The 23,051-nt window shown below is 56.4% G+C and carries 23 protein-coding genes, 1 tRNA gene and 1 other RNA gene; 7 read left to right on the forward strand and 18 right to left on the reverse strand.

Translation table 11 applies throughout. From position 1 onward, the window contains the following. The first annotated feature begins 11 nt into the window (after positions 1–11). The 5 genes from smpB to BW950_RS02690 all read left to right on the forward strand — a co-directional run bounded on the left by smpB (position 12) and on the right by BW950_RS02690 (position 3,076). Positions 12–467 (forward strand): SsrA-binding protein SmpB, encoded by a 456-nt coding sequence (smpB, locus tag BW950_RS02670; protein WP_076487739.1) that lies wholly within the window; start codon positions 12–14, stop codon positions 465–467. Positions 468–470: 3 nt separating this feature from the next. Next, positions 471–1,280, forward strand: a complete 810-nt coding sequence (locus tag BW950_RS02675) for an inositol monophosphatase family protein (RefSeq protein WP_076487740.1) — start codon at positions 471–473, stop codon at positions 1,278–1,280. An 85-nt stretch (positions 1,281–1,365) separates the two neighbouring features. Continuing rightward, positions 1,366–1,439: transfer RNA gene (locus BW950_RS02680), tRNA-Val, on the forward strand. A gap of 66 nt (positions 1,440–1,505) precedes the next feature. Then, positions 1,506–2,255 (forward strand): DUF432 domain-containing protein, encoded by a 750-nt coding sequence (locus BW950_RS02685; RefSeq protein ID WP_076487741.1) that lies wholly within the window; start codon positions 1,506–1,508, stop codon positions 2,253–2,255. Next, positions 2,252–3,076, forward strand: a complete 825-nt coding sequence (locus BW950_RS02690; protein WP_076487742.1) for a mechanosensitive ion channel family protein — start codon at positions 2,252–2,254, stop codon at positions 3,074–3,076. Before BW950_RS02685 ends, BW950_RS02690 begins: the two co-directional genes overlap by 4 nt. A gap of 83 nt (positions 3,077–3,159) precedes the next feature. Here the strand turns inward: BW950_RS02690 and ssrA are convergent. From ssrA to BW950_RS02755, 13 genes are all read right to left on the reverse strand, one after another. Continuing rightward, positions 3,160–3,512, reverse strand: a transfer-messenger RNA (tmRNA) gene (gene ssrA / locus BW950_RS02695). A gap of 156 nt (positions 3,513–3,668) precedes the next feature. Further along, positions 3,669–4,103: a response regulator gene (locus tag BW950_RS02700; protein ID WP_076487743.1), complete on the reverse strand. Its 435-nt coding sequence runs from the start codon at positions 4,101–4,103 to the stop codon at positions 3,669–3,671. Positions 4,104–4,105: 2 nt separating this feature from the next. Then, positions 4,106–4,582 carry a chemotaxis protein CheX gene (locus BW950_RS02705; protein WP_076487744.1) on the reverse strand — a complete coding sequence of 159 codons (477 nt, stop codon included), beginning with the start codon at positions 4,580–4,582 and terminating at the stop codon, positions 4,106–4,108. 9 nt (positions 4,583–4,591) lie between these two features. After that, positions 4,592–5,953, reverse strand: a complete 1,362-nt coding sequence (locus BW950_RS02710) for a chemotaxis protein CheW (RefSeq protein WP_076487745.1) — start codon at positions 5,951–5,953, stop codon at positions 4,592–4,594. 12 nt (positions 5,954–5,965) lie between these two features. Then, positions 5,966–8,416, reverse strand: a complete 2,451-nt coding sequence (locus BW950_RS02715; protein WP_076487746.1) for a chemotaxis protein CheA — start codon at positions 8,414–8,416, stop codon at positions 5,966–5,968. Between the two features lie 102 nt (positions 8,417–8,518). Further along, positions 8,519–9,520, reverse strand: a complete 1,002-nt coding sequence (locus BW950_RS02720) for a flagellar filament outer layer protein FlaA (protein ID WP_076487747.1) — start codon at positions 9,518–9,520, stop codon at positions 8,519–8,521. Positions 9,521–9,571: 51 nt separating this feature from the next. Continuing rightward, positions 9,572–10,096, reverse strand: coding sequence for a hypothetical protein (locus BW950_RS02725; protein WP_143559097.1), 525 nt, complete (start codon positions 10,094–10,096; stop codon positions 9,572–9,574). Positions 10,097–10,106: 10 nt separating this feature from the next. Further along, positions 10,107–11,195, reverse strand: coding sequence for an N-acetylmuramoyl-L-alanine amidase family protein (locus tag BW950_RS02730; protein WP_083943660.1), 1,089 nt, complete (start codon positions 11,193–11,195; stop codon positions 10,107–10,109). Beyond that, the gene (locus BW950_RS02735; RefSeq protein WP_076487749.1) at positions 11,192–12,880 is read right to left on the reverse strand and encodes an ATP-grasp domain-containing protein; all 1,689 of its coding nucleotides are present in this window, start codon (positions 12,878–12,880) and stop codon (positions 11,192–11,194) included. The genes BW950_RS02730 and BW950_RS02735 overlap by 4 nt, the downstream gene beginning before the upstream one ends. 42 nt (positions 12,881–12,922) lie before the next feature. Then, the gene (locus BW950_RS02740) at positions 12,923–14,695 is read right to left on the reverse strand and encodes a class I SAM-dependent methyltransferase (protein ID WP_076487750.1); all 1,773 of its coding nucleotides are present in this window, start codon (positions 14,693–14,695) and stop codon (positions 12,923–12,925) included. After that, a complete protein-coding gene (locus BW950_RS02745) occupies positions 14,688–15,470 on the reverse strand; it encodes a cytidylyltransferase domain-containing protein (RefSeq protein WP_083943661.1) in 783 nt (260 codons plus the stop codon). The genes BW950_RS02740 and BW950_RS02745 overlap by 8 nt, the downstream gene beginning before the upstream one ends. Continuing rightward, positions 15,463–16,413 carry a hypothetical protein gene (locus BW950_RS02750; RefSeq protein ID WP_076487751.1) on the reverse strand — a complete coding sequence of 317 codons (951 nt, stop codon included), beginning with the start codon at positions 16,411–16,413 and terminating at the stop codon, positions 15,463–15,465. The genes BW950_RS02745 and BW950_RS02750 overlap by 8 nt, the downstream gene beginning before the upstream one ends. Next, a complete protein-coding gene (locus BW950_RS02755; RefSeq protein ID WP_076487752.1) occupies positions 16,388–17,998 on the reverse strand; it encodes a spiro-SPASM protein in 1,611 nt (536 codons plus the stop codon). Before BW950_RS02755 ends, BW950_RS02750 begins: the two co-directional genes overlap by 26 nt. Before the next feature lie 61 nt (positions 17,999–18,059). Here BW950_RS02755 and xseA point away from each other — a divergent pair, with 61 nt between their 5' ends. Next, on the forward strand, positions 18,060–19,280 hold the full coding sequence (gene xseA, locus BW950_RS02760; protein ID WP_076487753.1) for an exodeoxyribonuclease VII large subunit: 1,221 nt from the start codon (positions 18,060–18,062) through the stop codon (positions 19,278–19,280). Between the two features lie 13 nt (positions 19,281–19,293). Then, positions 19,294–19,599 carry an exodeoxyribonuclease VII small subunit gene (gene xseB, locus BW950_RS02765; RefSeq protein WP_083943662.1) on the forward strand — a complete coding sequence of 102 codons (306 nt, stop codon included), beginning with the start codon at positions 19,294–19,296 and terminating at the stop codon, positions 19,597–19,599. Here the strand turns inward: xseB and BW950_RS02770 are convergent. The 5 genes from BW950_RS02770 to BW950_RS02790 form a co-directional block, all read right to left on the reverse strand. Beyond that, entirely contained in the window at positions 19,596–20,048 is a 453-nt protein-coding gene (locus BW950_RS02770) for a DUF192 domain-containing protein (protein WP_234969010.1), read from the reverse strand. The genes xseB and BW950_RS02770 overlap by 4 nt on opposite strands. After that, positions 20,035–20,628 (reverse strand): hypothetical protein, encoded by a 594-nt coding sequence (locus tag BW950_RS02775; RefSeq protein ID WP_076487754.1) that lies wholly within the window; start codon positions 20,626–20,628, stop codon positions 20,035–20,037. Before BW950_RS02775 ends, BW950_RS02770 begins: the two co-directional genes overlap by 14 nt. 131 nt (positions 20,629–20,759) lie before the next feature. Beyond that, a complete protein-coding gene (locus BW950_RS02780) occupies positions 20,760–21,098 on the reverse strand; it encodes a hypothetical protein (RefSeq protein ID WP_143559098.1) in 339 nt (112 codons plus the stop codon). A 68-nt stretch (positions 21,099–21,166) separates the two neighbouring features. Further along, positions 21,167–22,228, reverse strand: coding sequence for a hypothetical protein (locus BW950_RS02785; protein ID WP_076487756.1), 1,062 nt, complete (start codon positions 22,226–22,228; stop codon positions 21,167–21,169). 32 nt (positions 22,229–22,260) lie between these two features. After that, entirely contained in the window at positions 22,261–23,043 is a 783-nt protein-coding gene (locus BW950_RS02790) for an alpha/beta hydrolase (RefSeq protein ID WP_159438704.1), read from the reverse strand. Positions 23,044–23,051: the final 8 nt, after the last annotated feature.

Here is a 23,051-nt window from a genome sequence, read left to right on the forward strand (position 1 = left end):
CAGGAGCGACAATGGCTGAACGCAAAACTCTCGCACGGAATCGTCGAGCATTTTATGAATACCAGGTAGAGGACACCCTGGAAGTGGGTATCATTCTGCAAGGGACCGAGGTAAAATCCATGCGGCGGGGAAAATTTTCTTTTGCCGACGCCTATGCTCGCATCATACAGAACGAGCTCTGGCTCGTGGGCCTCCATATCACCGAATATACCCACGGGAATCTCTTCAATCACGACCCTACTCGACGAAGAAAACTATTATGCCACGCTGATGAACTCGATCGGCTTCGCCGCCGCGTCGATGAAAAGGGGTTCACCTTGGTGCCTCTGGAGTTCTATCTCAAACAGGGGCTGATAAAAATGGCGCTCGGTGTCTGTAAAGGCAAGAAGCTCTACGACAAACGAGAATCGCTCAAAGCAAAGGATCAGAAGCGGGAGATGGACCGCGAACTCAGAAAGGGACTATAGCCGATGAATGCCAAACCTGATAAAAAAAACCCCGAGGCCGAGCTCCTGGAGTACCTCGACTTCGCACGAAATCTTGCCCGAATCGGCGGAAGCGTCTCCCTCGACTGGTTTGCCCGCCGGGACTTGGCGGTCGAACAGAAAAGCGACGACAGTCCTGTTACCATTGCCGACAAGGCCACGGAGGAGGCAATCCGGGAGGAGATTTCCCGACGATTCCCAGATCACGCGATCCTCGGGGAAGAACAAGGCGGAACCATGGGAGGCCAGGGCTTTCAGTGGGTGATAGATCCCATCGACGGGACAAAGACCTTCATTCGGGGAGTTCCTCTCTACACAACACTGATCGCGCTTTTGCGGGAGGGAGAGCCTGTGGTGGGAGTGATCTACGCTCCTGCTACGGGAGAGATGGTCAGCGCCGCCCTGGGGCATGGAGCCCACGACGAGCGAGGCCGGCCTGTGAGAGTCTCATCGACCACGACCCTTAAAGATGCCTGGTACGCCACCACGGACCCGGTCGATCTTTATAACCACCATCCGGAACTCAGCATCGCCTTGTTACAGCGCTGCCTGGCAGGCAGAACCTGGGCCGATGCCTATGGCTACATGCTCCTCGCGCGAGGCGCAATAGATATCATGACCGACCCCGTCATGTCACCCTGGGATATTGCTCCTCTGGGCGTGATCGTGCGGGAGGCAGGAGGTGCTTTCTGCAATCTTGAGGGGGAAACCCTTGCGATTGGAACAAGTGCGCTGGCCTGCTCCAGCGAAGCGCTTCAGCAGGAAGTGCTGGCCCTCAAGCATGGCACCTCCTGAAAACAAGGACCGAAGAGGTCACCAAAAGCCCTGGAAATATCTTGACACAGCCGGGGATTTTCACGTATTATGAGCCATCTTCAAAGGGCGGTTAGCTCAGTTGGTTAGAGTACATGCTTGACATGCATGGGGTCACTGGTTCAACTCCAGTACCGCCCAAAACCGGCCTCAGGCCGGTTTTTTTATTCTTCTGGCAGTGTAGCACTGCCCCGTTTGGGGGGAGCAATGCGTGTCTGGGGTCCGGTCAATCTTGACCATCACGAGTCACGGGAATTCTCCTGGGGTTCTTTGCGAATTACCTGCACACGAACCCTCACAGACTGGAATCTGGAATATGAAAACCGGGGAATACTCCTGACTGACACGGTCACGGAGCATCGAGTTATTCTTCCGGCGCGTAATTCTTTTCCTCATTTTCTTCCTGCTACTCATGATAAGCCAGTCCTGTTACGCCCGGCCCATCCCATCGCCCTTGCTCCTGGAACATCTGTGCACTATCAGGTCTTTCTCCCCCTCTGGATACAGGTGGTGACAGCGCCTCTGGGCCAGCAGATTCTTTCAGGGGAGGCGTTCCTGGATCTGCCCACATCCCCACTCAAACGAACCTGGTTCGGAACCTTTGAATCGGGCGAATCAGCGTACCAACATCGTTTTACGCCACTCGATGTTCCAGATCAACCGGCAGATCAGTACATGGTACCTCTGACAATTTCTAATGATTCATCTTCGGTTCTATGGTTTGAGCGATTTCTGCTCCGCGTTATTCATCTTGATCTGTTTCAGGCCGAGGATGGTATTGTGAGCAATCATGTGAAAGTTGCCTTTCGGGGAGCTGATCAGTTCAGTCAGATAACCTATGGGGATGGGAAGGCCCTTCGCCGAGGCGGGGCCAGACAATGTTCCTCGCAGCGACAGCCCTCATCGGGGGATCTGATACGCAAGAGCTTTCTCTGGCTGAGAGATCTGGCAGTATGAGCGCTCTCCCCAGTTTTTTCAGGAACCTCTCTGTGGGAACTACCGCTGATTGGGAAAAAATCGTTCTTGGCTTCCTTTTCTTTCTTCTGGGAATCATTTTTCTCCGCATAGTCTCGCAGATTCTCCTTCGCAGCTTTGCTAAGGGCCTTCGTGAACAGACCAGAGAGATTTTCCGAAAAGTTTTTCTCTATACCGGAACCGCTGTCCTCTTTGTGAGCGTTCTGAACGCTACCGGGGTGAGTGTTTCAGGTCTTTTGGGTGCAGCTGGTGTTCTGGGTATTGCCATCGGTATTGCGAGCCAGACGAGTCTGAGCAATATTATCAGCGGCTTTTTTCTTGTTTCCGAGCGATACTTCGAAATAGGTGACGTTCTTCGGGTGGGAGACCAAGTAGGCACGGTGTATTCGGTGGATCTGCTCTCGATAAAGATCAGAACCTTTGATAACGTCCTTCTGAGAATACCCAACCAGAACCTGCTTGAACAGACGATTACCAATATAACCCGCTTCCCTGTCCGGCGGCTGGATTTCATAATAACAATTCCAATCACGCAATCGATCGAGAAGTCTCTGGAGGCTCTTCGCGTTTCAGCTCGCCAATGCGCCCTGGCTCTGGAAGAGCCCGAGCCGATTGTCATGGTAAAGGAGCAAAGCATTCATGGCTGGGCCATTCTTCTGGGAGTGTGGTTTGAACGTCCCAACACCGTTATGGTCAGGAATAGCGTAACTTCAGCTGTGCAGGAACTTTTTCGGGTGCGAGGCCTCAAAATCCAGACGGCTACTATCTCGGTTGAGACAACAGAACCGGCGAGAATGTCGTAACCGGGATTACGGGGGAAATTTTCAGACAAAAAAACCGGAGGGCCTGGCGTCACTGTTGTGGCGTCAAGCTCTCCGGTTTTGGACAGTGGAGGTGGCGGGAGTTGAACCCGCGTCTTAAGGTGCCGGCAAAACGCTTCTACAGGTTTAGTTCGTGCTTGAATGTGTCGGTAACGTATTTGGTGCTCGAACAAACCTTACGCTACTCTATTCCGACAAAGAGTCCCACCGATCAGCCGGAAACAACCGGTGGCAAGTCCTGGTTTCTGTCAAGCAACGGGCTGCTCAGAACGGCGCAACCCGCGCCCGCCCTAGCTACTTACGCAGCAACAGGGAGAAAGTCTGCTTCATCGGCAGATAAAAAAATGTCAATCAGGAGATGACGCTCCACCTGCAACGAGTTACACGGGACCACCTCAATCGAATCCGGAACACCCCCTAAAACATTGTACTCCACAAGAATACGCAAAACGTCTCGGTCAGTCAAGCACCATTGCTATTCCGTGCCCGTCGAGTGACGGGCTAACCAAGAACCACACCCTCCCGTTCAGCCGAAATGTTGGAAAGAGGAAATCTCTGTTCGAGAAGAGGAGAACTACCTGATGGAAGCGATGATTCGTTCTAAAACCTTTTTTCTGTCAAGGGGCTTCACAATATAGTTCTTTGCCCCTACCAGCAGGGATTTCTTCACAAGATCCTGTTTTCCAAGGGCGCTTATCATGACAACCCGTGCGTTTGCATCAAACTCAATAATTTTTTCAAGAGCCGTAACTCCATCCATTTTTGGCATGGTAATATCCATAGTCACAAGATCAATATTAGGATAGAGTTCCTTGTATTTCTCAACTCCCTCGACACCGTCGGCTGCCGAAGCAACAACCTCGAATCCCTCCGATGTAAGGATCTGACCAATCTGTTTGGTAACAAACATGGAGTCATCAACGATGAGCACACGATAGGGCTTTCCATCAGGACTGACCCCCGCCGCTTCGCGCTCATTGATGCTGGGAAAATCTTGTTTTGTTTTCATTGTTAGGTCCTCTCCCTGACAGCTACATTGATCTCGATCCTGCCCATGGGAAGCTCCATGGGAACGATCAGAGCCTCAAAACTTGGATCAGAGACTGTCATGTTGTCCCCGGTAAAAATGGCCGGAGGCGTGAGATCAAATTTGAAACCCAGGTTGTGCAATTTTGTCACGGCTTGCCCGGTAATCATATTTGCAAGCTCCGTGAGGGTCGCCCGAGCCATATCATTCATCTCGGTTACCGGCTCCATATCCATGCTGGTGAGCATGGCGGAGGCAATTTTTATTCCCGTGTCGTGGGTCATGTCAAAGAGAACACGCCCCTCCACGTCCCCCGCAAGACCGACAATCGCGGCAATACCCAGCATTGGCATGGCGGTATTTTTTAAATACAAATCGCCCCGCTTGACTTCCTCGTTGAGCACTTCCGTAAGAATATTGTACGCCGACTCAACAAAAGGGTTGATGTATTCCACTCGCATGATTTACTCCTACCTATAACGGAACATTGAGATAAAATCGTCCGACGGCTCCCAGGCACCGTCTTCCAACAAGTTTTCGTTATCACCCAGGATTAACAACCCCGCAGGCTTCATGGTTTCTTCAAAGATAGCGATTTGCTTCTTTCGTTCGTCGGGTCTCAAAAAGGAAAGCCCATCGCGACAGAAGATGAAATCCATCTTTGGCAGGGCAGAAGCGTTCTTCATGTCACTGAACTCAAAGAGGATCATATCCTTGATCACCGGTGCCAGGGTATAGCCGTTTTTCCCTTTTATCAGATACTCATCCCAGCTCTGGGGGGCCTTCTCGCGGGGAAAAACGAGGTTCGGTGCCGTGGATATCTTGAGCAGATCCGTGTCTCCAGCCCAAATTTTGATTTGTCTCTCCGGGTAGCGGCGCCGAAGCATCACAGCAATACTATAGGCCTCGTGACCATCTCCGCATCCTGGGTTCCAGACGTGTATAATTGAGGATTCCACCTCAGGAAGCGCCGATGCCAGCTTCTCCATGTACCGGTCATCCCAAAAGGCACCGGTCTGGTGGGAATGGAAAGGCTTCAGAAAATCCAGCGAATCCTCAAGATCGGCAAGTTGGGGATCCTTTCCTTGATCTTTTCGTGAATCCTGCCATTCATTCAAGCGCCCGGAAAACCAGTGCTCGTTGACTGGTGAAACATAAAACTTGGAAAAGGCCTGAAGCCCCTCGATAATAAAATCTCGTGTTATCTGATCGGCCGATCTTGTTTTGCCATCTTCACTCGAGCCTTGGGGACTCTTTTGATGGTGAAAGGATTGGGCAGATTTTGAGACCGGCGCAGCAAAGGCACGCTCCTCCGAGGTTGATTGGCTCTCTTCCTCGTCGCGGCTGAAAATCCTGTCCACATCGAGGATAATATAGAGACGACCATCGTACTCGGCAACACCGCTGATAAACTTGATGTTGATATCGCCAAAGATCGGATGAGGCGGTTGAACCTGAGCGGAAGATATTCCAACGACCTTGTCGATCGAGTCGACGATGACTCCCAACATATTTGTTTCCAGCCGGAGAATCAAGCCGTTCTCAGCCTGGTCTTCAGCCTTTTGCTCTGCCGGGAGATTGAACATCAGCCGAAGGTCGATGATGGAAATAATGTCACCCCGGAGGTTGTAGACACCACGGACATAGGGAGCGGTATTTGGCACATAGGTAAACTGGGTGAATTTTGCAATTTCCTTCACCCGCATGATATCGATGCCGTAGTCCTTCCCCCCCAGAGTGAAGGTGACCATCTTGAAATCTATGACTTCCTGTGCCAAATGTTTCTGATCGCTCTCACTCGAAGACTTTTCAATCGTATTCGTTGTTGCCATTATCCTCTCCGGTCAGGATCCAATTTTGAGTTCCCGCTGGGCCCGTTCTTCCTTCTCCCTGCGAAGACCCAGTTCCAGCAGCTGACTGACATCAATGATGAGCGAAACCTTCCCGTCACCAGTAATATTTGCCCCCGCAATGCCCGGGGAATTCGTAAAGTGATCCCGCAGGGGCTTGATCACCACGTCTTCCTCGCCAATAAGGGAATCAACGATGAGTCCCATTTTGCGTTCGTTTGTTCCCACAATGACCACGTAGTGGTAATCAGGACTCTCATTTGTAGGAATCCTGAAAAGCCTGCTCAACCTGATAAGCGAGACCACATCTTCCCGGACGTTAAAGACCTCGTAGTTATCGATCATTTTGATCTCCGAGGGTTTAATCCGGTGACTGTCTATGACGGACGTTATGGGAATTGCGTACATCTCCTTGCCAACCCGAACCAGGAGCCCCTGAATGATCGCCAGGGTAAGAGGTATTTTGATCGTGAAACGTGTTCCGCGACCGTGCTCGGACCATACCGTAACCGTTCCGTTGAGTTTTTCGATCTGCCGCTTGACCACGTCCAGACCAACACCCCGACCCGAGACATTCGTTACTGATTTAGCCGTGGAAAACCCGGGGTCAAAGATCAGGTTGAAAGCCTCCACATCGGAGAGCTGTTTGCTGGGATGGATTATGCCCCGATCAATCGCTTTGCGTCGAACAGCGTCAACATCGATTCCCCGGCCGTCGTCGACAATTTCGATAAGAATCATGTTGCCTTCGTTGCTGGCGCGCAGGGTAACGGTGCCTGTCTCGTCTTTCCCCCGCTCACGTCGCGAGGAAGGATCTTCGACACCGTGATCTATACTGTTTCGTACGCAGTGAATCAGCGGATCCAAGAGATCTTCAATCACAGACTTATCAAGTTCTGTGTCTTCTCCCTCGATCTGAAGATCGATCTTTTTCTTTAGAGACCGGGAGAGATCCCGCACCAACCGGGGAAAGCGGGAAAAAATCTGCGATATGGGGACCATGCGGATTCGCATAACTCCCTCCTGGAGCTCCCCTGCTATACGCCCCAGGTTTTGCGAGGCGTTTCGAAACTTGGCAACAGAACCTTTCAGGTCGCCCTGGAACTCGTTAAAGACGCTCGGGAGATCGGCAAAGCGCTCATTGATCTCGGATTTTACTTCCTTCACAACCCGGCCGTGCTGGATTTGCTCAAGGTAGTCGGGGAGAGAATCAAAAAGCTCCTTCAAACGCTCGCGATATTGACCCTCCGCTTCCTGAAAGGCTGAGAAGTTATCGGCGAAATCATTACTGATTTGGTTAAAAGCAGCCTTGTTGATAACCGTTTCACTCACAAGGTTCAGCAGATTATCAATGCGTCGACTGTCTACGCGGAGAACCGACCCCGACTGCTGCCTCTTTCGGGCGTCGGGAGACGAAGCCGGGTCATCGGACCCGTTATCTGCAAGCCCCGGAAGGGTCAGCGCCTCATCTTCCGAGTCGGGGAGTGTATCAGCTTTCTGCTCAGAACCTTGCTGGCGCGAGATCGGTGCTGTTTGCGCAGGGGCGTCGCTCTCCAGAGCACCCCATCCAGCACTGGATACGGCGGATATGGCAGTCTCCTGATAGCCGGAAGAAGCTGATGAGTCAGAAACCTCCGTGAACTCGACCTTCTCTGTCACATCGGATATTTCAAGTTTTTTCCGATGCAACTCGGGGTCGACCGACGTTGCAATGTAGTAGGTTACTACAGGATGGAACATATCCTGGTAGAGCGCGTCGAAGTCCGGTGTGGTTTTCAGGACGGTGGAAAAACTTTTCAGCACCGAAAAAAGGTGGATACCCCCCACGGTATTCATGGGGTTATCTTCCCGAAAGACTATCCGGACAGCGTAGAGGATATCGCTCCCTTGCGCAGCCTCTTTCAGCTCCAGGAGCTCGTATTCCGACAAGGCGTCGGGATCGACACCAGGAGCTTGCAGCGAAGACGCCTCTGGCTGGCTGGTTCCTGCGGAATCAGCAGAAGCCGTGCTGCTCCCGGAAGAAGCAGAGGCAGAGCCAGGACTCTGAGCCTCGCTCAGAATGTCCCGCAGAGCTTTCTCGATCTTTGAGACATCCTCGGCATAGATTTTGCCGTGACGCCGCTCCTCCAACATGGCCTTAATGACGTCGGTTGCGATGAGGAGCGTATCAACGGTGGACTCCTGAATCCGGATTTTACCCTCCCGGATAATATCCAGACAATCTTCAACCAGATGCGTGAACTCCGCGAGCTCATTCATTTGCACAGTACCGGCGCCACCTTTCAAGGTATGGGCCGCCCGGAAGAGCTCGTCAATCGAGTCGCTGTTTGAGGGATCGTTTTCCAGCACCAGAATGTTTCCTTCCAGTACTTCGATCTGTGCCTCAGCCTCTACGAAGAAATCTTTCAGCAGTTCTTCGTTTGTCGGATCAAGATAGTCGCTCATATTGCCCTAATTCTCGTGCTTTTGGAAACGCCAGTCAAGCGAAAAAAGGCCCTTCGATGTTTCCATCGAAGGGCCACTATGTTTCACCCCACTGCCCAGCGGTTACCCATCGATGGCATCGGGATCGTGCATCTTCCGATCCTCCAGGTACCGAAGGACCTGAATATTGCCAAGGCGTATCAGTTCGGCATCACGACGAGCTTCTTCGCGGACCTGCAGAATGCCCCAGACAGCCTCGTCATCGATATCCCGTTCAAGCTGCAACACAGCCCGATCGTAGGTGAGCGAAATGTCCTTGATGTAGGTGATGAAATCACCCCCCACCTGCGATGCGTCCCGATACACCCGAATGCCAATGAGCTTACGCATGGGGGAAAGGTTGGGATAGAGCGGCATGGTACGAACCTCGCGGTTGCGAACCTCGGTGATATAACTGGGGTTTCTCCACTCCAGTGTTCGCCACCCGTCGAACTGCAGATTACCCATCAGAATCTCATGCTCCCGGTTGTTCTCGTCCTGGAGGACGATGGCGATCGCATGAGGAAAGTTCAGGCCGTGAACATTCATGGAAACGGACCGCAAGACGCCCACGTTTTTGACCACGCCAAAGTTATCAAACTTTCGGCCGCGACCCTGCTCCTCTTGGGGAACTGCGAGCTGCCCTGTGTCATCGACAACCTCAAGATCTGCAAAAGCCGGAATCTCGAAAGGAGGCCGGATCAGCGCCCAGGAATTAAAGGGTTCCGTGGGGAACCGCACCCGCACACCCATGACCGTCTCACCCTCGTAACGGCTTGCGCCGGCTCGAACGGGAGCGGAACGGACCATGCTGTCTCCTATGGTCGTCACGTTTCGGGACGATGAAGCAAGGTCGACTTCCCAAGAGTCGATAGCAAGAGAGATTCGCATCTCCGCTTTCTCCTCCTCCGTGAAGCTGGTCCCTGCGGCGATGCTGTAGTCCACAAGAGTCCGCTCGTTGTGACGCGGATTGTCGGCAGGGTAATCCGCTGTGAGCGTAGCAAAATCAACGAGAACTGCCTCGTCAGCGACGACGACACTCAACACCAGCAGAAAAACTAAAACGAATAGGACGGAACGTCTCATCCATGTCTCCTTTACTTCATAAGTCCGGGTTATTACGTTACTGCAATCAAATTATAACGCGCCATTCTGCTTTGTCAACGGCGAGAAAGAAAACCGGGGAACATTCGGCAGATCACCTCCAACAGTAATTATGATATTTTTCACAAACCTGAAATTATGCAACACATTTTTCTCAATAAGTTCAAATAAACGATTTATATCAACTTCCTCTTCCCGGCCGATCAAATTTTCCGGCGAGAGGTCCAAAAAGAGCCTGCCCTCCTCTCCCAGGGCGATAATCCGGAAACCAACGCCACGAGGGACCAGCGCAGCAGACCCCATGCGGACGGGCCCCAGGAGCATCTCTGCAAGATAGAGCTCCAGAAACTCCCGGCGCGTCTCTCTGCGGGGCAGATACCGCCACTCCGCATTCGCGTGGGCTCCGGCGGTATCGGGGAACCAGAACACAACGCGACGCCTTGGCCCTGGCGCAAGGGCAAGAACCAGGAGTGTTCCTACAAGCATTACAAGAAGCACCCCTCCCAGAGTATACCCAAGGGCTTTCCTGTTTTGCCACCATGCACCAATCCTGTTCATTATCCGCACCCTAATCACGGCCCACCTCTTCAAAGTTCTCGATAAAGTTCAAGACGCCAGTATAGATTCCTCGTGTAATCCGTCGCAAGTAGGCCGGATCTTCCAGGCGCTTGAAATCTTCACGGTTGGTAACAAAGCCGATCTCCACCAGGACCGAGGGCATTCGGGCGTTGCGGACCACGTACCAGCTCTCTTCGCGAATTCCCCGGTTGGGAGACTCTTCTCCCACAGCAGCATCGAGGCCGGAGAGGATGTTTCGTGCCAGGAGTTCGCTCTCCAGGGTAATTTCTTCCTCTCTCATGGTGTTCAGAATGGAGAGAACCTCCGGGTCCTCCACGCCTACCCGCTCGGGATTCACCAGATCGCGGCGCCGGAACTCGGGGGGAAGAACCCAGACCTCGAATCCCTTGGCACGACTGTTCAGGGATGCATTGGCGTGAATCGATACAAAAAGAACCGATTCGTGGGGAGCCAAAGGGATCTCGTTGGCTTGATCGGTTCGGTCCTCCAGGGTAATGTAGGTATCATCATCCCGGGAGAGAACAATTTTTTTCTCGGGAAACCGTTGTTTCAGCAAATCTCTCAATTGCAGAGACACATCGAGAACGAGATCCTTTTCTCGCAACTCCCTCAGTTCCGTTCCAAACTGGTGACGCCCGATAGCCCCGGGATCACGCCCCCCGTGACCTGGATCGATAAAAATGGCCCCTACACTGCGAAGTGTGTCGGGGGGCGGGAAAACCCGCAAGGCCAGGTCAAGAAAGCCTCCAGAGAAAACAAGCGCACCATCTCTTCTGAAAGGGGGAGTCACGGCATGAAGACGAGAATAATTTTCCACAGCGTAGTTGACGCCTACTCCGAAAGAAAGGGCCCTTCCTCCACGAACAATCGAGCCTCTCCCTCGATAGGGGTCCCATTCAAGATGCGCCGAGACCCGTTCCAGAAGATCTTCCAGAGAGACTTCACGGGAAAAATCGCGATGTGTCCGGGAGTCGGCGGCTGCCTCGTTCAGGGACCGGGTTCCGGGGGAAAAGAGATCTCCTCCCCCCAGAAGAAAGGCTCCCAGAAGGACCATCATGACCCCGTGCCGAAACCTCACGAGGAAAACTCCCGGGGAATCCGGCCGCTTCGCAAACAATCCAGGAGATACACGACCCCCTGGCGACCGGCTGCAGAGAAAGCACTCCAGAAGAGACGTCCCGCACCCCCTGTTTTGGCAAGGCCTTCGCCATTCCGGGACTCGCCCCTGTGGCCCTCAAATGTTACCAGCCCCCTCTTGAGGCAGTCAGCAAGAACCATGCAGGCCTCCCGGACCGGATAACAACGCTCCCACCGCAGGTTTTCCGGAAGAGGGATCACTGGCAGAGGCTCACCCGCCGCCACGGCCCGGCAGAGGGCACGGCCATCACCGCTGTACCAGGAAAGGGGAATATCCTGGAGCGAGACCTCTTCGGCCTGAAGATTCTTGAGGCGATACCGCTGGAAAGCCCCTGCTCCGAAGGGTGTAAAAAGAAAAGCCTCAGTTTCTTCGTCACCGGGAGCAAGATGGAGATCGATGTGGTCGAGCGCTGTCAGGGCCCGTTCTTCCGCTTCCCGGGCATCGCAACCCCGGGCGATCGCGTTGGCCACCTTTTCAACGTTGTTCGAAGGAGGAGCGACCCGTTCCCCCGGGGAAGAGCAGAGAAAGAGTTCCTCCACGCCGGGGGGAAGATTTGCAGGGTCAGGAGGGGTCAGGGAAACTACCTGTCCAGGGCAGGAAATAAGGGCGCGCTCGGCCACCACCTGTGATATCGAGGGGGTAAAGAGCTTTTCGCCGGGAGACTCTCCCAAGGCGACCCTCAACCCGATCTCCGAGAGAGGCACTCCCGTAGCCAGGGGATACGTCCAGCCTGACATATAGCCCCCCGAGAGACGTGCCGCCACCTCCCCCACCACGGCCCGGGGTGCATCACCCCGGGTATCAAGGAAGATGTCTCCTTTGGCAGCGCCACGGGTGATTCCCAAGGCTGCGATTGCTTCGCGAAAGGTCTCGCTCAGAACGTGCTCTTCCCGGGGAGTCATTTTGGCTGGGATGGTATGGCCGAGTTCCACAAAAAAGGGAGGGAAGAAAATATGACGCTCGGCGATTCCCGTGATATGCACTGCCCCATCCACCACAATCGCATCCAGACTGTATTCCTGGCCCTGGATAAACTCTTCCACAATCACCGTTCCCCGCCGGGAAAGGCCACGAGCCCTGGATACTGCCTGATCGAGCCCGGAGGGGCTCTCTACCCGGATAACCCCCCGGGCGCCCATATTATCCACGGGCTTTACCACCACGGGAAAGTCCAGGCTTTCACCCCGGGAAGGACACTCCCCGGAACTCCCGATGGTAAAAAACCGGGGTACCGGAATACCCGCATCGGCCAGAACCCGCCTCATTCTTCCCTTGTCCGTGGCCTGTTCACTCACCTGGGGAGAGATTCCCGGCAAACCCATGGCTTCCGCCACGGCTGCAACGGAGGTGGAAAAATCGGTTCCGGCGGTAAAAACCCCCTGAAGACCCGAAATCGTTTTGGCGCAGGCCACAAGATTCTCCTGATCCCTCAGGTCGATGTGATGGAACCGGTCAGCCCGGGACGCGCCGGGACATGAGGAATTTCCGTCTGCCACATGAACGATACACCCCAGCCGCCGGGCGGCGGCTATGGCCGGCAGTTGCATCGTCCCCCCTCCAAGAATGAAGACTGCTCGCTGGCCTGAGCCGTCTCCGGGGCTGGTTGTCTTGTTTGCACTCTTCATATATCCAACACCACTCCCCAGTCAATTTGCATGTCACAGCGCTCACAGACGCTCTGCAATAACCTCAAAGGTGTCCCCCAGGCGGGCAATCCGGGACACGCGTGAAAGGAACGGATACCACCGTCGGGACAGACGGGGGGAAAATCGCTCCGGGTGATGCCCGGTAACCCGAAGAGCCCGAAGGGAAAAGCCATATTTCTTCAGGACACGGCGGGCCGAGGAAATGTCCCAGACAGAATAATGGTCCCGGGGACTGTTGCTCAAGAAGGCGCGTCGATCCCGTCGCGCCGAGATACCCCGACCGTGGGGTGTCGAAAAGGCGAGAATACCGCCGGGGCGCAAAAGGGTGTGTACCTTCTGCAGGAACAGATCCAGATCCTGGATATGCTCAATAACGTACCAGAGGGTGACGATGTCAAACGGGCCCTGGGGTGCTACTTCTTCCAGGTGCATCAGATCACCCTGGTGAGCCTCCAGACCCAGCTCATCCCTGATATGGCGAACCGCCTCGCGATTAATCTCGAAACCCAAAACACGACATCCTGCCCGGGAAGCCGCTACCAGAAAGGGGCCGAAGGCACAGCCTATATCGAGGAGTTTCGGAGCTTTCCAGGAAAATCGGCAACGACCCAGGATATCAGCGATTCGCCGATCGCCCATCCGGGCGATCGCGTCGAAGTCTTCCAGATAGGTGCGACCGTACTGCGCCTGGTATTCAGAGAAAAAATAATCCCGGCTGTAATCAATCTGCTGGGGAACAAAATTTTGAAGAAAAACCAGGCCGTCCGGAAGGTTCCGAAAGAAGGTTCGATCGGAAAAACGCTGGAGGGCCGGCTGGCGTGGCCCCTCCCGGGAAGATTCCGAGGGACTGGTGACCCGTTCGGGCAAAACAAGGGCATTCAGGAATTCTGGAAGGGAACGTTTTTCCCGGGGACGAACCGCCCGGGAGGATTGGAGTATCCGGGGATACTCCCGCTTGATCAGTCGGGCGAGGTCTCCCAAAGAGCGCGCTGTGGTAATGCCAGCTCTCCGGGACAGACTTCGATGATACCTGGAGGGGTTTACGGTGACCACGGGAACCCTGGCCCAGAGGGCCTCCCAGGCGAGCAGCCCGAAATGGGTAATAACCAGATCGTAATCTGCCAGGGTCTCAGCCAGATTTTGGCAAAGGGGAATCTCCCGAACTCCTGAAAAGGAGCCCTCTCCCGACCGCATCTGCTGCGGGATCTCCCTCATCGGTGCGGGCTCTCCGAGAATGGCCTCGACCACGACGTCTTGCCTGCCACTCTGTCGACAAGCAATCAGAGCCCGAGCTGCCACCCTTCGAACCTGATCATCCCGGGGTTCGCCGCCAAAAACTACCAGGATACGGGAAATATCCCGGGGCCAGTCCTGACGGAGGCGCTCAGGAAGGGGCAGAAACCCCGGATCGGTAATATTGGCGGGGAGCGCTCCCGGTGGAGCAGGCAAGGAATCAACTAAAAAAGAAGCATAGCGCCGTAGCGGAGGGGGCGCATCAAGGCCAATCACCACCGCCCCTGGGGGAAGCGTCTTCAGGTCCTCTCCGGAAAAAGACCTGCAGTCGACCAGAACCAGATCGTAGGTTCCCCGAGGGTGTTCTACCCATCGGGGAGACCCGGCGGGAGCCAGAATTTCACACACCTCCTGACGGGTATACCAGCCATCTCCTTTGTTCTGCGGGAGCAACCAGAAAATATCTCCCTCAAGATGTGCCGAAAGGGCAGCGCACCGCCGCAGGTGGCCCGTTCCGTGGCCCCGCCGGTGTTCCACAACCACAAGAATCTGTCTAGGCACTGTACCACACCCGGCTATAACCAAAGGCAAGAAGATCTTCCAGGGCAATGGGAGACCCTCGATACAGCTCGTCGTAAATGCTCTGAAGAGCCTGATAATCCTCGGGGGTATCCAGGGTGACACGCCAGGAGGGTGCCTGCCACTGCCGGGGGACTTCCTCAATGGAAAGACGGTAGCGCTGGGGATTTTCGTACAGCCCGGGAGTTACGTGTTCGTGGTCGTAGGCAGAGGATGAAAAACGGCGCAGATCGTCCAGCGCTTCGGAGCGTATCACCTCAACCCCTGTGCCCAGGGGACTCCCCCGCAGGGCAGCGTAGTCCGGGAGGTCCTGGAAAAAGAGGTCCAGGGCCCCCAGAGCGACCTTCCGGGAGACCAGGGGGTTGTCTCCCGTAGCACGGAGGATTACCTCTGCTCCGGTATGGTCTGCGGCCTGGCAAAATCTGAGGAGCACGTCCCGGGCATCGCCCGCAAAGACCCGAAAGCCCCCCTTCCGGGCCCAGGGTTCCAGGAGCGGAGCGCTCTCTTCATCGGTAACCAGCCAGAACTGTTCCACCGGAAGGGACCGCAGCGAATCCATGGCGTGGAGCACCACCGGTTTTCCCGCCAGCGGAAGGAGCGCTTTTTCCGGCAGTCGTGACGAGGCCAGGCGGACTTGCAGGAATACAGCTGTCTTTTTTCGGATCACCCTCTCGTCGCGAGAGATGCCTGGATCAGGGGAAGCACCTCCATCAGGGGAAATACCTCCATCAGGAACTGTGATGGTCTCCTTACTCATGGTCGACGCTCCACTCACGAATTACCGTCCTGGCATCGCGGACAAACCGCTCCCGGTTCTCCTCGACCCACCGGGAAGCTTCGGAGAAAACCCGAAGCGTTTCCAGCAGACCGCAGCCGCTGCGCAGGGAGAAGGGAATCGCCTGGAGAGGCGAGACGCAGGGCCCTTTCTCCCGCAACCGAACGGCCAGATTGCGGGCATAGAAGCGGTCGTAGCCACCTCCTGCGGTCTGGTCTTCCGGCTCGGGCATGCTGCGATAGCTCATCCGGAAGGTAGGGTCGATACGAATCTGCCCTCCCCAGAGAGCGATGCGGAACCCCAGATCCAGACACTGCCAGAAGGGCCGCTCGATTTCTTCATCGAATCCTCCCGCCTTCTCAAACCGGGGCCGGTGGTAGAGCCCTACATAATCGAAGGGGAAGAGCGTAGCTAGAGGAGTTGTCCGGAGGGGCAGTGTCATAACCCGCAAAGCCCTCCGATGAAGAGCGGGGACCTGGACCACGGGAAGCTGCTCGCCTCTCTCCCCTCTCAAGGATGGGGCAAGGCAGAGCGATTTTCCCGCCAAAAGGGAATCCCGGGCCCGCAGAAGATTTCCAGGCAGTTCCATGGTGGACCACATGACCATAACCGTCTCGGCAACAATCAGGCCCAGGGCCAGGTTAATTTGCGCGCCGGGGTTCAGGGGCGTATCGAGAAGAAGAAAACGGACAGCCGGAAACTCAATATTCAGGGATTCTACGGTAAAGGCGTTCTCCCGCAGCTCCACCGAGATAATTTCCGAGAATCCCTGTTCGACGATGGCAGCAATGTAATCACGCCGAACCAGGCGGGAACTTCTGTTGAGAAGGACCAGGGCCGGAAGAGAAGGGTCCGCCTTTTGACGCCGGTGGCCTACGACGGTATAAGGAATTTTCCGTTCACGCGTTAATGGTGTAGTACTCATCACAGTTCCTGCATAGCTGGGGATAGTCCTGACTGAGGTGGCGGCGATAATCCTCCCGGCCGTGCTCCCAGACCGTTTCCAGGGAATCACCGGGACATATGCCCCGGAGGGATTTGGCCTGAAGATCCTGAAGGCAGCCAATAACCCTGCCGTCGGCAAGAATAACCAGATCCCGTTCCAGATGGCGGCAGGGAGTTCTCTTGAGTGGAGAGAGGTCAGCCACGCGACGCTCCGGAAGCACTCCGGCGCAGGAGTTGTACTTCTGGATAAGGGGTCGCAGGCCGGTCTGATCCTGCCAATACTGGAAAAACTCCTGAAGCTCCCACTCGTTTTCGATCATGCGGGTAGCCTGGATATGAATTCGCCCGGCAAGGACGTGACGGATTTCCTCTATAAAGGCCCGGGCTTCCTCCCACCCCTGGCCACGCAGGGCCTGGTAGGTTTCCTCCCGAGCGGCATCCACCTCGACGATGACTGCCTGCAGTTGATCATGACTGGCCAGCAAGGCAGCCCGGTTCTCCTGACTCCAACCCACGCCGGATGTTTCCAGATAGACCGTGGCCCGGGGCACCAGAGCGAGGGAATCCAGAAGCTGCGGCAGGTGGGGCGAGAGCCCCGGTTCTCCGTAGTATCCCAGGGATATGACCGCTTCGGGGGAAAATCGGGAGAGGTCCTCCAGGATGGCCCCGAACGCTTCGGGGGTCATATCCCGGTGGTTTTCTTTCGACTTCTCTCCGGAAGGGTCGCCTGCCGGGGGAGCCCCTGGCACAGGAGGGAGAAACAGGGGCTGCTGGTCCCTGCGGGTCGTCAACTGAATCTGTATATACCTGGGGAGGGTTCTCCCCAAAAGCCGATCCTCTTTGAGACACTGCAAGAGGGGGTCTTCTCCGTCGGGGAAGCGTTCCCTGAAGGGATCGAAACTGCGGGAAGGATCCCAGGGTTTTCCCAGGCCTCGCTTTGCCAGGGCGCAGCAGAGCAGATAGTTTGCCCGGGAATCGACAGTAAGCGAGAGACGCAGCAGGGCGTAGTCGTCACAGGCTGCTTCGGTTTCTATGTCGAAGGCGTTGATATCGAGACTGATCGTATCGAAGAGAACGCTGCTACTCCAGACCAGGTCGCGTCCCTCGGCCAGGGCTGCCAGAACGGGCAAGGTATCCCGCCGGATAATTTGAGGCGCGTACCCCTGAGGAAAACCATCACCAAAGGTGTAATCACACCAGGAGCGGCTGTGTAAGGTTTGCAGATATCCCGTGAGGGCTGGCGAGAAAAACGGCGCATTACCATCAACCCATGTAAGGTGCTCCGTCTCGGGAGGCAGGGCTCGGGCAATCGCCCCAAGGGCTCCCGCCGCAGTGGTGTCTTCCAGGGGGAGGATGTGCCACGAGGCCGGAAAGACCGCCTTCGCCTGATCGGAGCATTCCCTGCCGGACTCTTCTCCGACGGGGAATACCACCGTTACAGGAACAGTTCCCCGGGATACCCCGAGAAGGCGCTCCACCACTTCCTCTCGGGGCGTGACTCCTCCCGGGAAGGCCTGGTCAAGGTAAGGCGAGAGCTGTGGAAAAGCCAGAATGAGATGATCCATACCTCCCTACTGTATCGACAGGGGTTGAGCGTGTCATGAGGGTCAGATAAGCTCCTGAGCCATGAGCGATGAGAACTGGAACTCGGTACTGCAAGTTTCCCAGCTGACAGCGGCGATCAAGCTCACCCTGGAGGACCGTTTCCCCGAGGTAACTGTGGAGGGCGAGATATCAAACTTCCGGCCTGCCTCATCGGGGCACTGGTATTTTTCGCTCAAGGATGATTCGGCCATGATCCAGTGCGCGCTCTTTCGCGGAGCGGCCAGCCGGGTTGATTTCGACCCCCGCGACGGGGATCTGGTGCGGGTTACCGCCTCGGTGAGCGTCTACCCCCCCCGAGGATCCTACCAGTTGATCATACGGCGCATGAGCCGGGCCGGTCAGGGTCGAATCCTTGCTCTTCTGGAAGAGCGGAAACGCCGTATGGCATCCCGGGGCCTCTTCGACCGCGCTCGTCCCCTGCCCTACGCTCCGCGGAGCCTGGCCGTAGTAACCTCGCCCGGCGGGGCGGCGATCCGGGACATCCTGCAGATTCTGCAACGCCGGGGCGCCCGGGTGGATGTACGGATTCTTCCTGTCGCCGTTCAGGGGGCAGCCGCAGCGGAACAGATCGCACGAATGATCGGCTACGCCAACCACCACCGCCTGGGAGAAGTGATCCTGGTAACCCGGGGCGGGGGCTCACTGGAGGACCTGCTTCCCTTCAGCGAAGAATCGGTAGTTCTGGCGATCGCCGCCAGCGAGCTACCGGTTATTTCCGCTGTGGGTCACGAGATAGACTGGGCACTTTCCGATTTTGCCGCCGACTACCGGGCCCCCACTCCCTCGGCCGCAGCCGAGGTGGTCTGTGCCGGCGAAGAAGAGATCCTGAACCGTCTGCGGGGGGCAGGGAAAAGCATGGTTCGGGAGTACCTGGGGCGCCTGGAGGGGCTGGAACGCCGCCTGGAACGGGTGTCGACCGAGGAAATTCGCTACCGCTACCGGAACTACGTACAACCCTGGTATCAACGAGTTGATTCAGCCCGGGAAAACCTCCTGGGAGCGTTGCAGAGACGTTTTGACGAGACGCACCGCCGCCTGGCGATAAGCCGCGAGCGGGTCGAGAGCTCCTCGCCCTTTATCCCCCTGCAACGGGGCTACGCGATTGTCCGGGGCCACTCCTCGGGGGAGATTACCACCCGGGCCGCAGGAATCTCCGAGGATCTGCTGGACCTTCAATTTCACGATGCCACTGTCACGGTGCGGCGGCAAGACGGCTCCGAAAAAGAGCCGAAGAAGATATGACAAGGAAGAACCCATGAAACCCTTTGAAGAACGACTGGAACGGCTGGAGGAGATCGCCGAAAAGCTTCGGGACGGCACGATCCCCATCGATCAAGCCTCATCCCTCTTTGAGGAGGGCCTCACCCTGGCCCGCTCCCTGGAGGGAGAGTTGCAGAAACTGGAGCGGCGCATCCAGATTCTGGTGAATAAACCTGAAAGCCCCGAGGATACCGAACCGCCCGTGCTGGAACTTTTCCCCGAGCTGAGACCCCACGGCACTGACCACTCGGGGGAGAACGTCTCGGGGACAGGCCCTTCCAAAGAGCACAAGGAACCTTAAAAGCCCAGGGGGGCCAGATCGACCCGGTCTCCCGGGGATATCCCCAGCTCTTCAAAGCGTCCCTGGTTCACCTCCAGGGCAAATCGCAGGGGATATCGGGACTGAACCGGCTCCAGCGAAAAGGGCTCCATGTGACGGATCTCGAGAATCACCCCCTGGGCGGAGATATAGGCGATCGAGAGGGGAAGGGGCGTGTCTTTCATCCAGAAGGCCCGGATCGACGAATCGGGAAAGACGAAGAGCATTCCCTGATCGGGTTCAAGGTTCTCCCGGAACATAAGGCCTCGAGCCCGGGTTTCTTCGGTCTCGGCAAGCTCTACCTGAAAGGTGTGTCCCCCCACATCGAGTGCCACCCGGGGTGGTTCACCGGAGCTGCAGGACAAAAGCCCGCACCCGAGAAAAAAGCCCGCCCAGACCACAACCAGAGGGCCTTTCCTAAAAGGATTCAAGAAACTGTTCCCGCGAAACATCTTCCAAAGCCTCCCTGATTTGCCTCTCCTGACGGCGTTCCAGAAACCGCTCCAGGTCCAGATATCTCACGATGAGCGGCCTCTCCAGCTCTATTCTGGTGGTTCCATCCTCCCAGAACGCCCGACGATTATCGAGATCCCGAGGTTCCCCGTAACGGCTTCGCAGTCGCTCGAAGATCTGGAAGTAATCCAGAAGCTGACGGTTCGGGTAGAGGGTAATAATGTAGAGCTCTCCCTGGTGGAACTGGAAGAGGCCCCGTTCAAGATAGCGCCGGCCCCTGACATCGATCACATACTCACCACTGGTCAGGTGCATCGAGACATCGGGCTCGCCCCGGTAGAAAAAGAAGGAGTCCTCCTTCAGCCGATCCTGAAGCGTCTCGAAGGGCAGCCCCAGGGTCAACGCCCGAAATCCGCGCTGAAGAACCTCCTGGGAAGATATCCGCTCCCCCGGTGTCAGGAACATCAGGAAGAACATCAGGAGAAACATCATACAAAGGAAGGGGCCAGATCCCTGTTTCATTGCCTTGGTCATTCCCTCTCTCGCCACGTGGTTCATTCCGGTGTATATCTCCAGGGTCCTCCGGGCCAGTCTTCGTCGCCGGCTCCTGCAGGATTTTTTGTCTTGACAAAACGCCTCGGCAGGCCAACGGCATAAACCGCGCACCGGCGCACGTTCACCACAAAAGCCTACATATAAAGATAAAGCAGGCTCAATACCAGAAATCCTCCCACCAGGGAGGCCAGGAAGAACCAGAAAACCCAGGCGGGAGGGGGCTTCCCGGCACCTCGAGGCTGCCAGTTCGAAGCCTGTCGGGAACGAACCCGGCGAGCCTTCGCAAGAAGCGACTTCCCTGATGATCTTCCTGCTGGCTGATCCCGCCGCTCTTCCGGCGGAGGAGCAAGAAATCCGCACAGGGGGCACCCCTGCGCAAAATGGTGTTGCTTGCCCCGATAGCCGCACTGCGGGCACTTGATGGCGCGAAAGAGCGCCGAGCAGTGACGACAGATCGTGTCATCCTCAGCCACCTCGCGTCCGCAATTCCCGCAGAAAAACTTTCGGGCCGACGACGCAGGCAGCCGCTTCGGTCCGGGGCTCATCGCTCGCGCAACCCCGGAGGAATGGGAAAGCGGGAGAGATAGAAGCGCTCCACCCGGGATGGCGTACGGTGGGACGTAACCAGAGAAAGTTCCCGGAGAGGCTCTCCTGCTTCGGCGCCTGCCTGGGCGAGGGCCTGACTAAAGAGACGGCGGTCCAGCTGAATCTCCACAAAACGATTGTTCAGGGTGTATTGCCCTGCCCACTGGGGATGCTCCCCCTGACGCCGATACACCACTGGACCGCTGCGACCATCCACCAGCACCACCAGCTCCGCATTGGGAGATATCTGAAAATGGTAGCCCGTGTTATCCAGAACTCGTTCCTCGGTCCGCAGGGCAAGAAACCAGGAATCCCGGCCTTCATAGCTGTAGAGGTGGCGGATCATGGTTCCCCCCAAGCGCCAGAAACGGGCCGAGGCGATATCATCGCCCGCTACGCCGAGGAGTTTCCCCTCGGGGGGGGCTGAGAAGCTTCCTGGATCGAGGCCGACCAGATCGGAGCGAATCTCCAGGTGTTCGGGAAGGGCAATCGCCGAAAAGGATCGAATCGGAGCGATCTCTTCCCAATCGTCGTCGAGCCCGTCGGGAAAGATCGCTTCGGGCCAGGCGGGGATATCCCAGGGCGAGAGATGAAGCCGCCGACCTCCCTCGGTTTCTACCAGCTGGGAACGGTCTACCCGCACCGGCAACGTCCCCTCCTCCAGATCGATCCGGGCAACACGGAAGGAGACCGCCGAGGAATCGCCGGCGAAATACCCCAGAAGAACTCCCTTTTGATCAGGGATGGGAACCATTCCTTCGGGAGCAACCATGCGCAGGGAGTTCCGGTGATCCCTCAGAAGGATCAGAATGTCCTCCTCCAGGGAGAGATCTCTCCCCTCCACTGCCTGGTGCGGAAGAAGGATAAAACCGAAGAGCAGTCGCTCACCGTTTACCAGGGTTCGCCCCCCGGAGATCTCTGCCGCCCCAGAAGAGAAGGCAGAAAGGGTGAAAAGCATCAGGAAGGTCATGCAAAAGGGCGCCCAGGTTCGGACAAGGGGCTGGATAATCCGTTTCATAGCTTATCTATCGGCCTTTTTTGCCCCGAGGTTCAGCGCAAGAACCACTCCGATACCGCCCGGGCTACCGTTTCCTTTTCGGGACCATCGGTAATAACATGGCCCGATTCCTCCAGAACCAGGGTCTGCCGTTCCGTTGCAGCGATGGACCGCTCAATCCTCCCGGCAACCGACAGGGGAACCGTGTCATCCTGGGCAGAGACCACCGTGAGGGTTGGACAGGTAATCTTCTCCAAAGCCCTTCGGCCCAATTTCACCAGGCGGTATAACTCCGAGGTTTCCCGAGGCCATTGCCAGTTCCAGTACTCCCGGGCCAGATATTCCCGTTCGGGGTCTTCGCTGGGTTCCTTTTCGGGCTTTCGCAAGGGAGGAACAAGGTGCCGCAGAAAGGGTGTCAGCGGGACAAGGGGATGAGCAATCTCCAGGGCCGGTGCCAGAAGGGCTGCCCGGGCCAACGGGAACTGGGCCGCCAGAAGGGCCGAGAGAACCCCTCCCATGGAAAGCCCCACCACCATCACCTGATCGTAGCGAGACGCCACATCGAGATAGGCATCCACGGAAGCCCGCCACCAGTCGTTGCCGCCGGAGGCGCGAAAATCCCGGCTGTTTGTTCCGTGGCCCGGAAGACGGGGTGCCAGCACAGAGAACCCCGCCTGATGCAGATGTTCCGCCAGAAAACGAATCTCTCCCACGTAGCCGGTAAAACCGTGGAGGACCAGAACCGCCCGGGAGGCTCCTTCCCGCTCAAGACGGAGGGTGCGAGCCCCCGGAAGAACCCGTGTCTCGGCCGGGATTGCCGCTATTGATGGTCTCACGGCGATAG

It is taken from the genome of Alkalispirochaeta americana (genome assembly GCF_900156105.1).
Taxonomy (GTDB): Bacteria; Spirochaetota; Spirochaetia; order DSM-27196; family Alkalispirochaetaceae; genus Alkalispirochaeta; species Alkalispirochaeta americana.

Coding starts and splice junctions, on each gene's coding strand:
- smpB (WP_076487739.1), top strand. CDS start 12: ATGGCTGAACGCAAAACTCTCGCACGGAATCGTCGAGCATTTTATGAA.
- BW950_RS02675 (WP_076487740.1), top strand. CDS start 471: ATGAATGCCAAACCTGATAAAAAAAACCCCGAGGCCGAGCTCCTGGAG.
- BW950_RS02685 (WP_076487741.1), top strand. CDS start 1,506: ATGCGTGTCTGGGGTCCGGTCAATCTTGACCATCACGAGTCACGGGAA.
- BW950_RS02690 (WP_076487742.1), top strand. CDS start 2,252: ATGAGCGCTCTCCCCAGTTTTTTCAGGAACCTCTCTGTGGGAACTACC.
- BW950_RS02700 (WP_076487743.1), bottom strand. CDS start 4,103: ATGAAAACAAAACAAGATTTTCCCAGCATCAATGAGCGCGAAGCGGCG.
- BW950_RS02705 (WP_076487744.1), bottom strand. CDS start 4,582: ATGCGAGTGGAATACATCAACCCTTTTGTTGAGTCGGCGTACAATATT.
- BW950_RS02710 (WP_076487745.1), bottom strand. CDS start 5,953: ATGGCAACAACGAATACGATTGAAAAGTCTTCGAGTGAGAGCGATCAG.
- BW950_RS02715 (WP_076487746.1), bottom strand. CDS start 8,416: ATGAGCGACTATCTTGATCCGACAAACGAAGAACTGCTGAAAGATTTC.
- BW950_RS02720 (WP_076487747.1), bottom strand. CDS start 9,520: ATGAGACGTTCCGTCCTATTCGTTTTAGTTTTTCTGCTGGTGTTGAGT.
- BW950_RS02725 (WP_143559097.1), bottom strand. CDS start 10,096: ATGAACAGGATTGGTGCATGGTGGCAAAACAGGAAAGCCCTTGGGTAT.
- BW950_RS02735 (WP_076487749.1), bottom strand. CDS start 12,880: ATGAAGAGTGCAAACAAGACAACCAGCCCCGGAGACGGCTCAGGCCAG.
- BW950_RS02745 (WP_083943661.1), bottom strand. CDS start 15,470: ATGAGTAAGGAGACCATCACAGTTCCTGATGGAGGTATTTCCCCTGAT.
- BW950_RS02750 (WP_076487751.1), bottom strand. CDS start 16,413: ATGAGTACTACACCATTAACGCGTGAACGGAAAATTCCTTATACCGTC.
- BW950_RS02755 (WP_076487752.1), bottom strand. CDS start 17,998: ATGGATCATCTCATTCTGGCTTTTCCACAGCTCTCGCCTTACCTTGAC.
- xseA (WP_076487753.1), top strand. CDS start 18,060: ATGAGCGATGAGAACTGGAACTCGGTACTGCAAGTTTCCCAGCTGACA.
- xseB (WP_083943662.1), top strand. CDS start 19,294: ATGAAACCCTTTGAAGAACGACTGGAACGGCTGGAGGAGATCGCCGAA.
- BW950_RS02775 (WP_076487754.1), bottom strand. CDS start 20,628: ATGAACCACGTGGCGAGAGAGGGAATGACCAAGGCAATGAAACAGGGA.
- BW950_RS02785 (WP_076487756.1), bottom strand. CDS start 22,228: ATGAAACGGATTATCCAGCCCCTTGTCCGAACCTGGGCGCCCTTTTGC.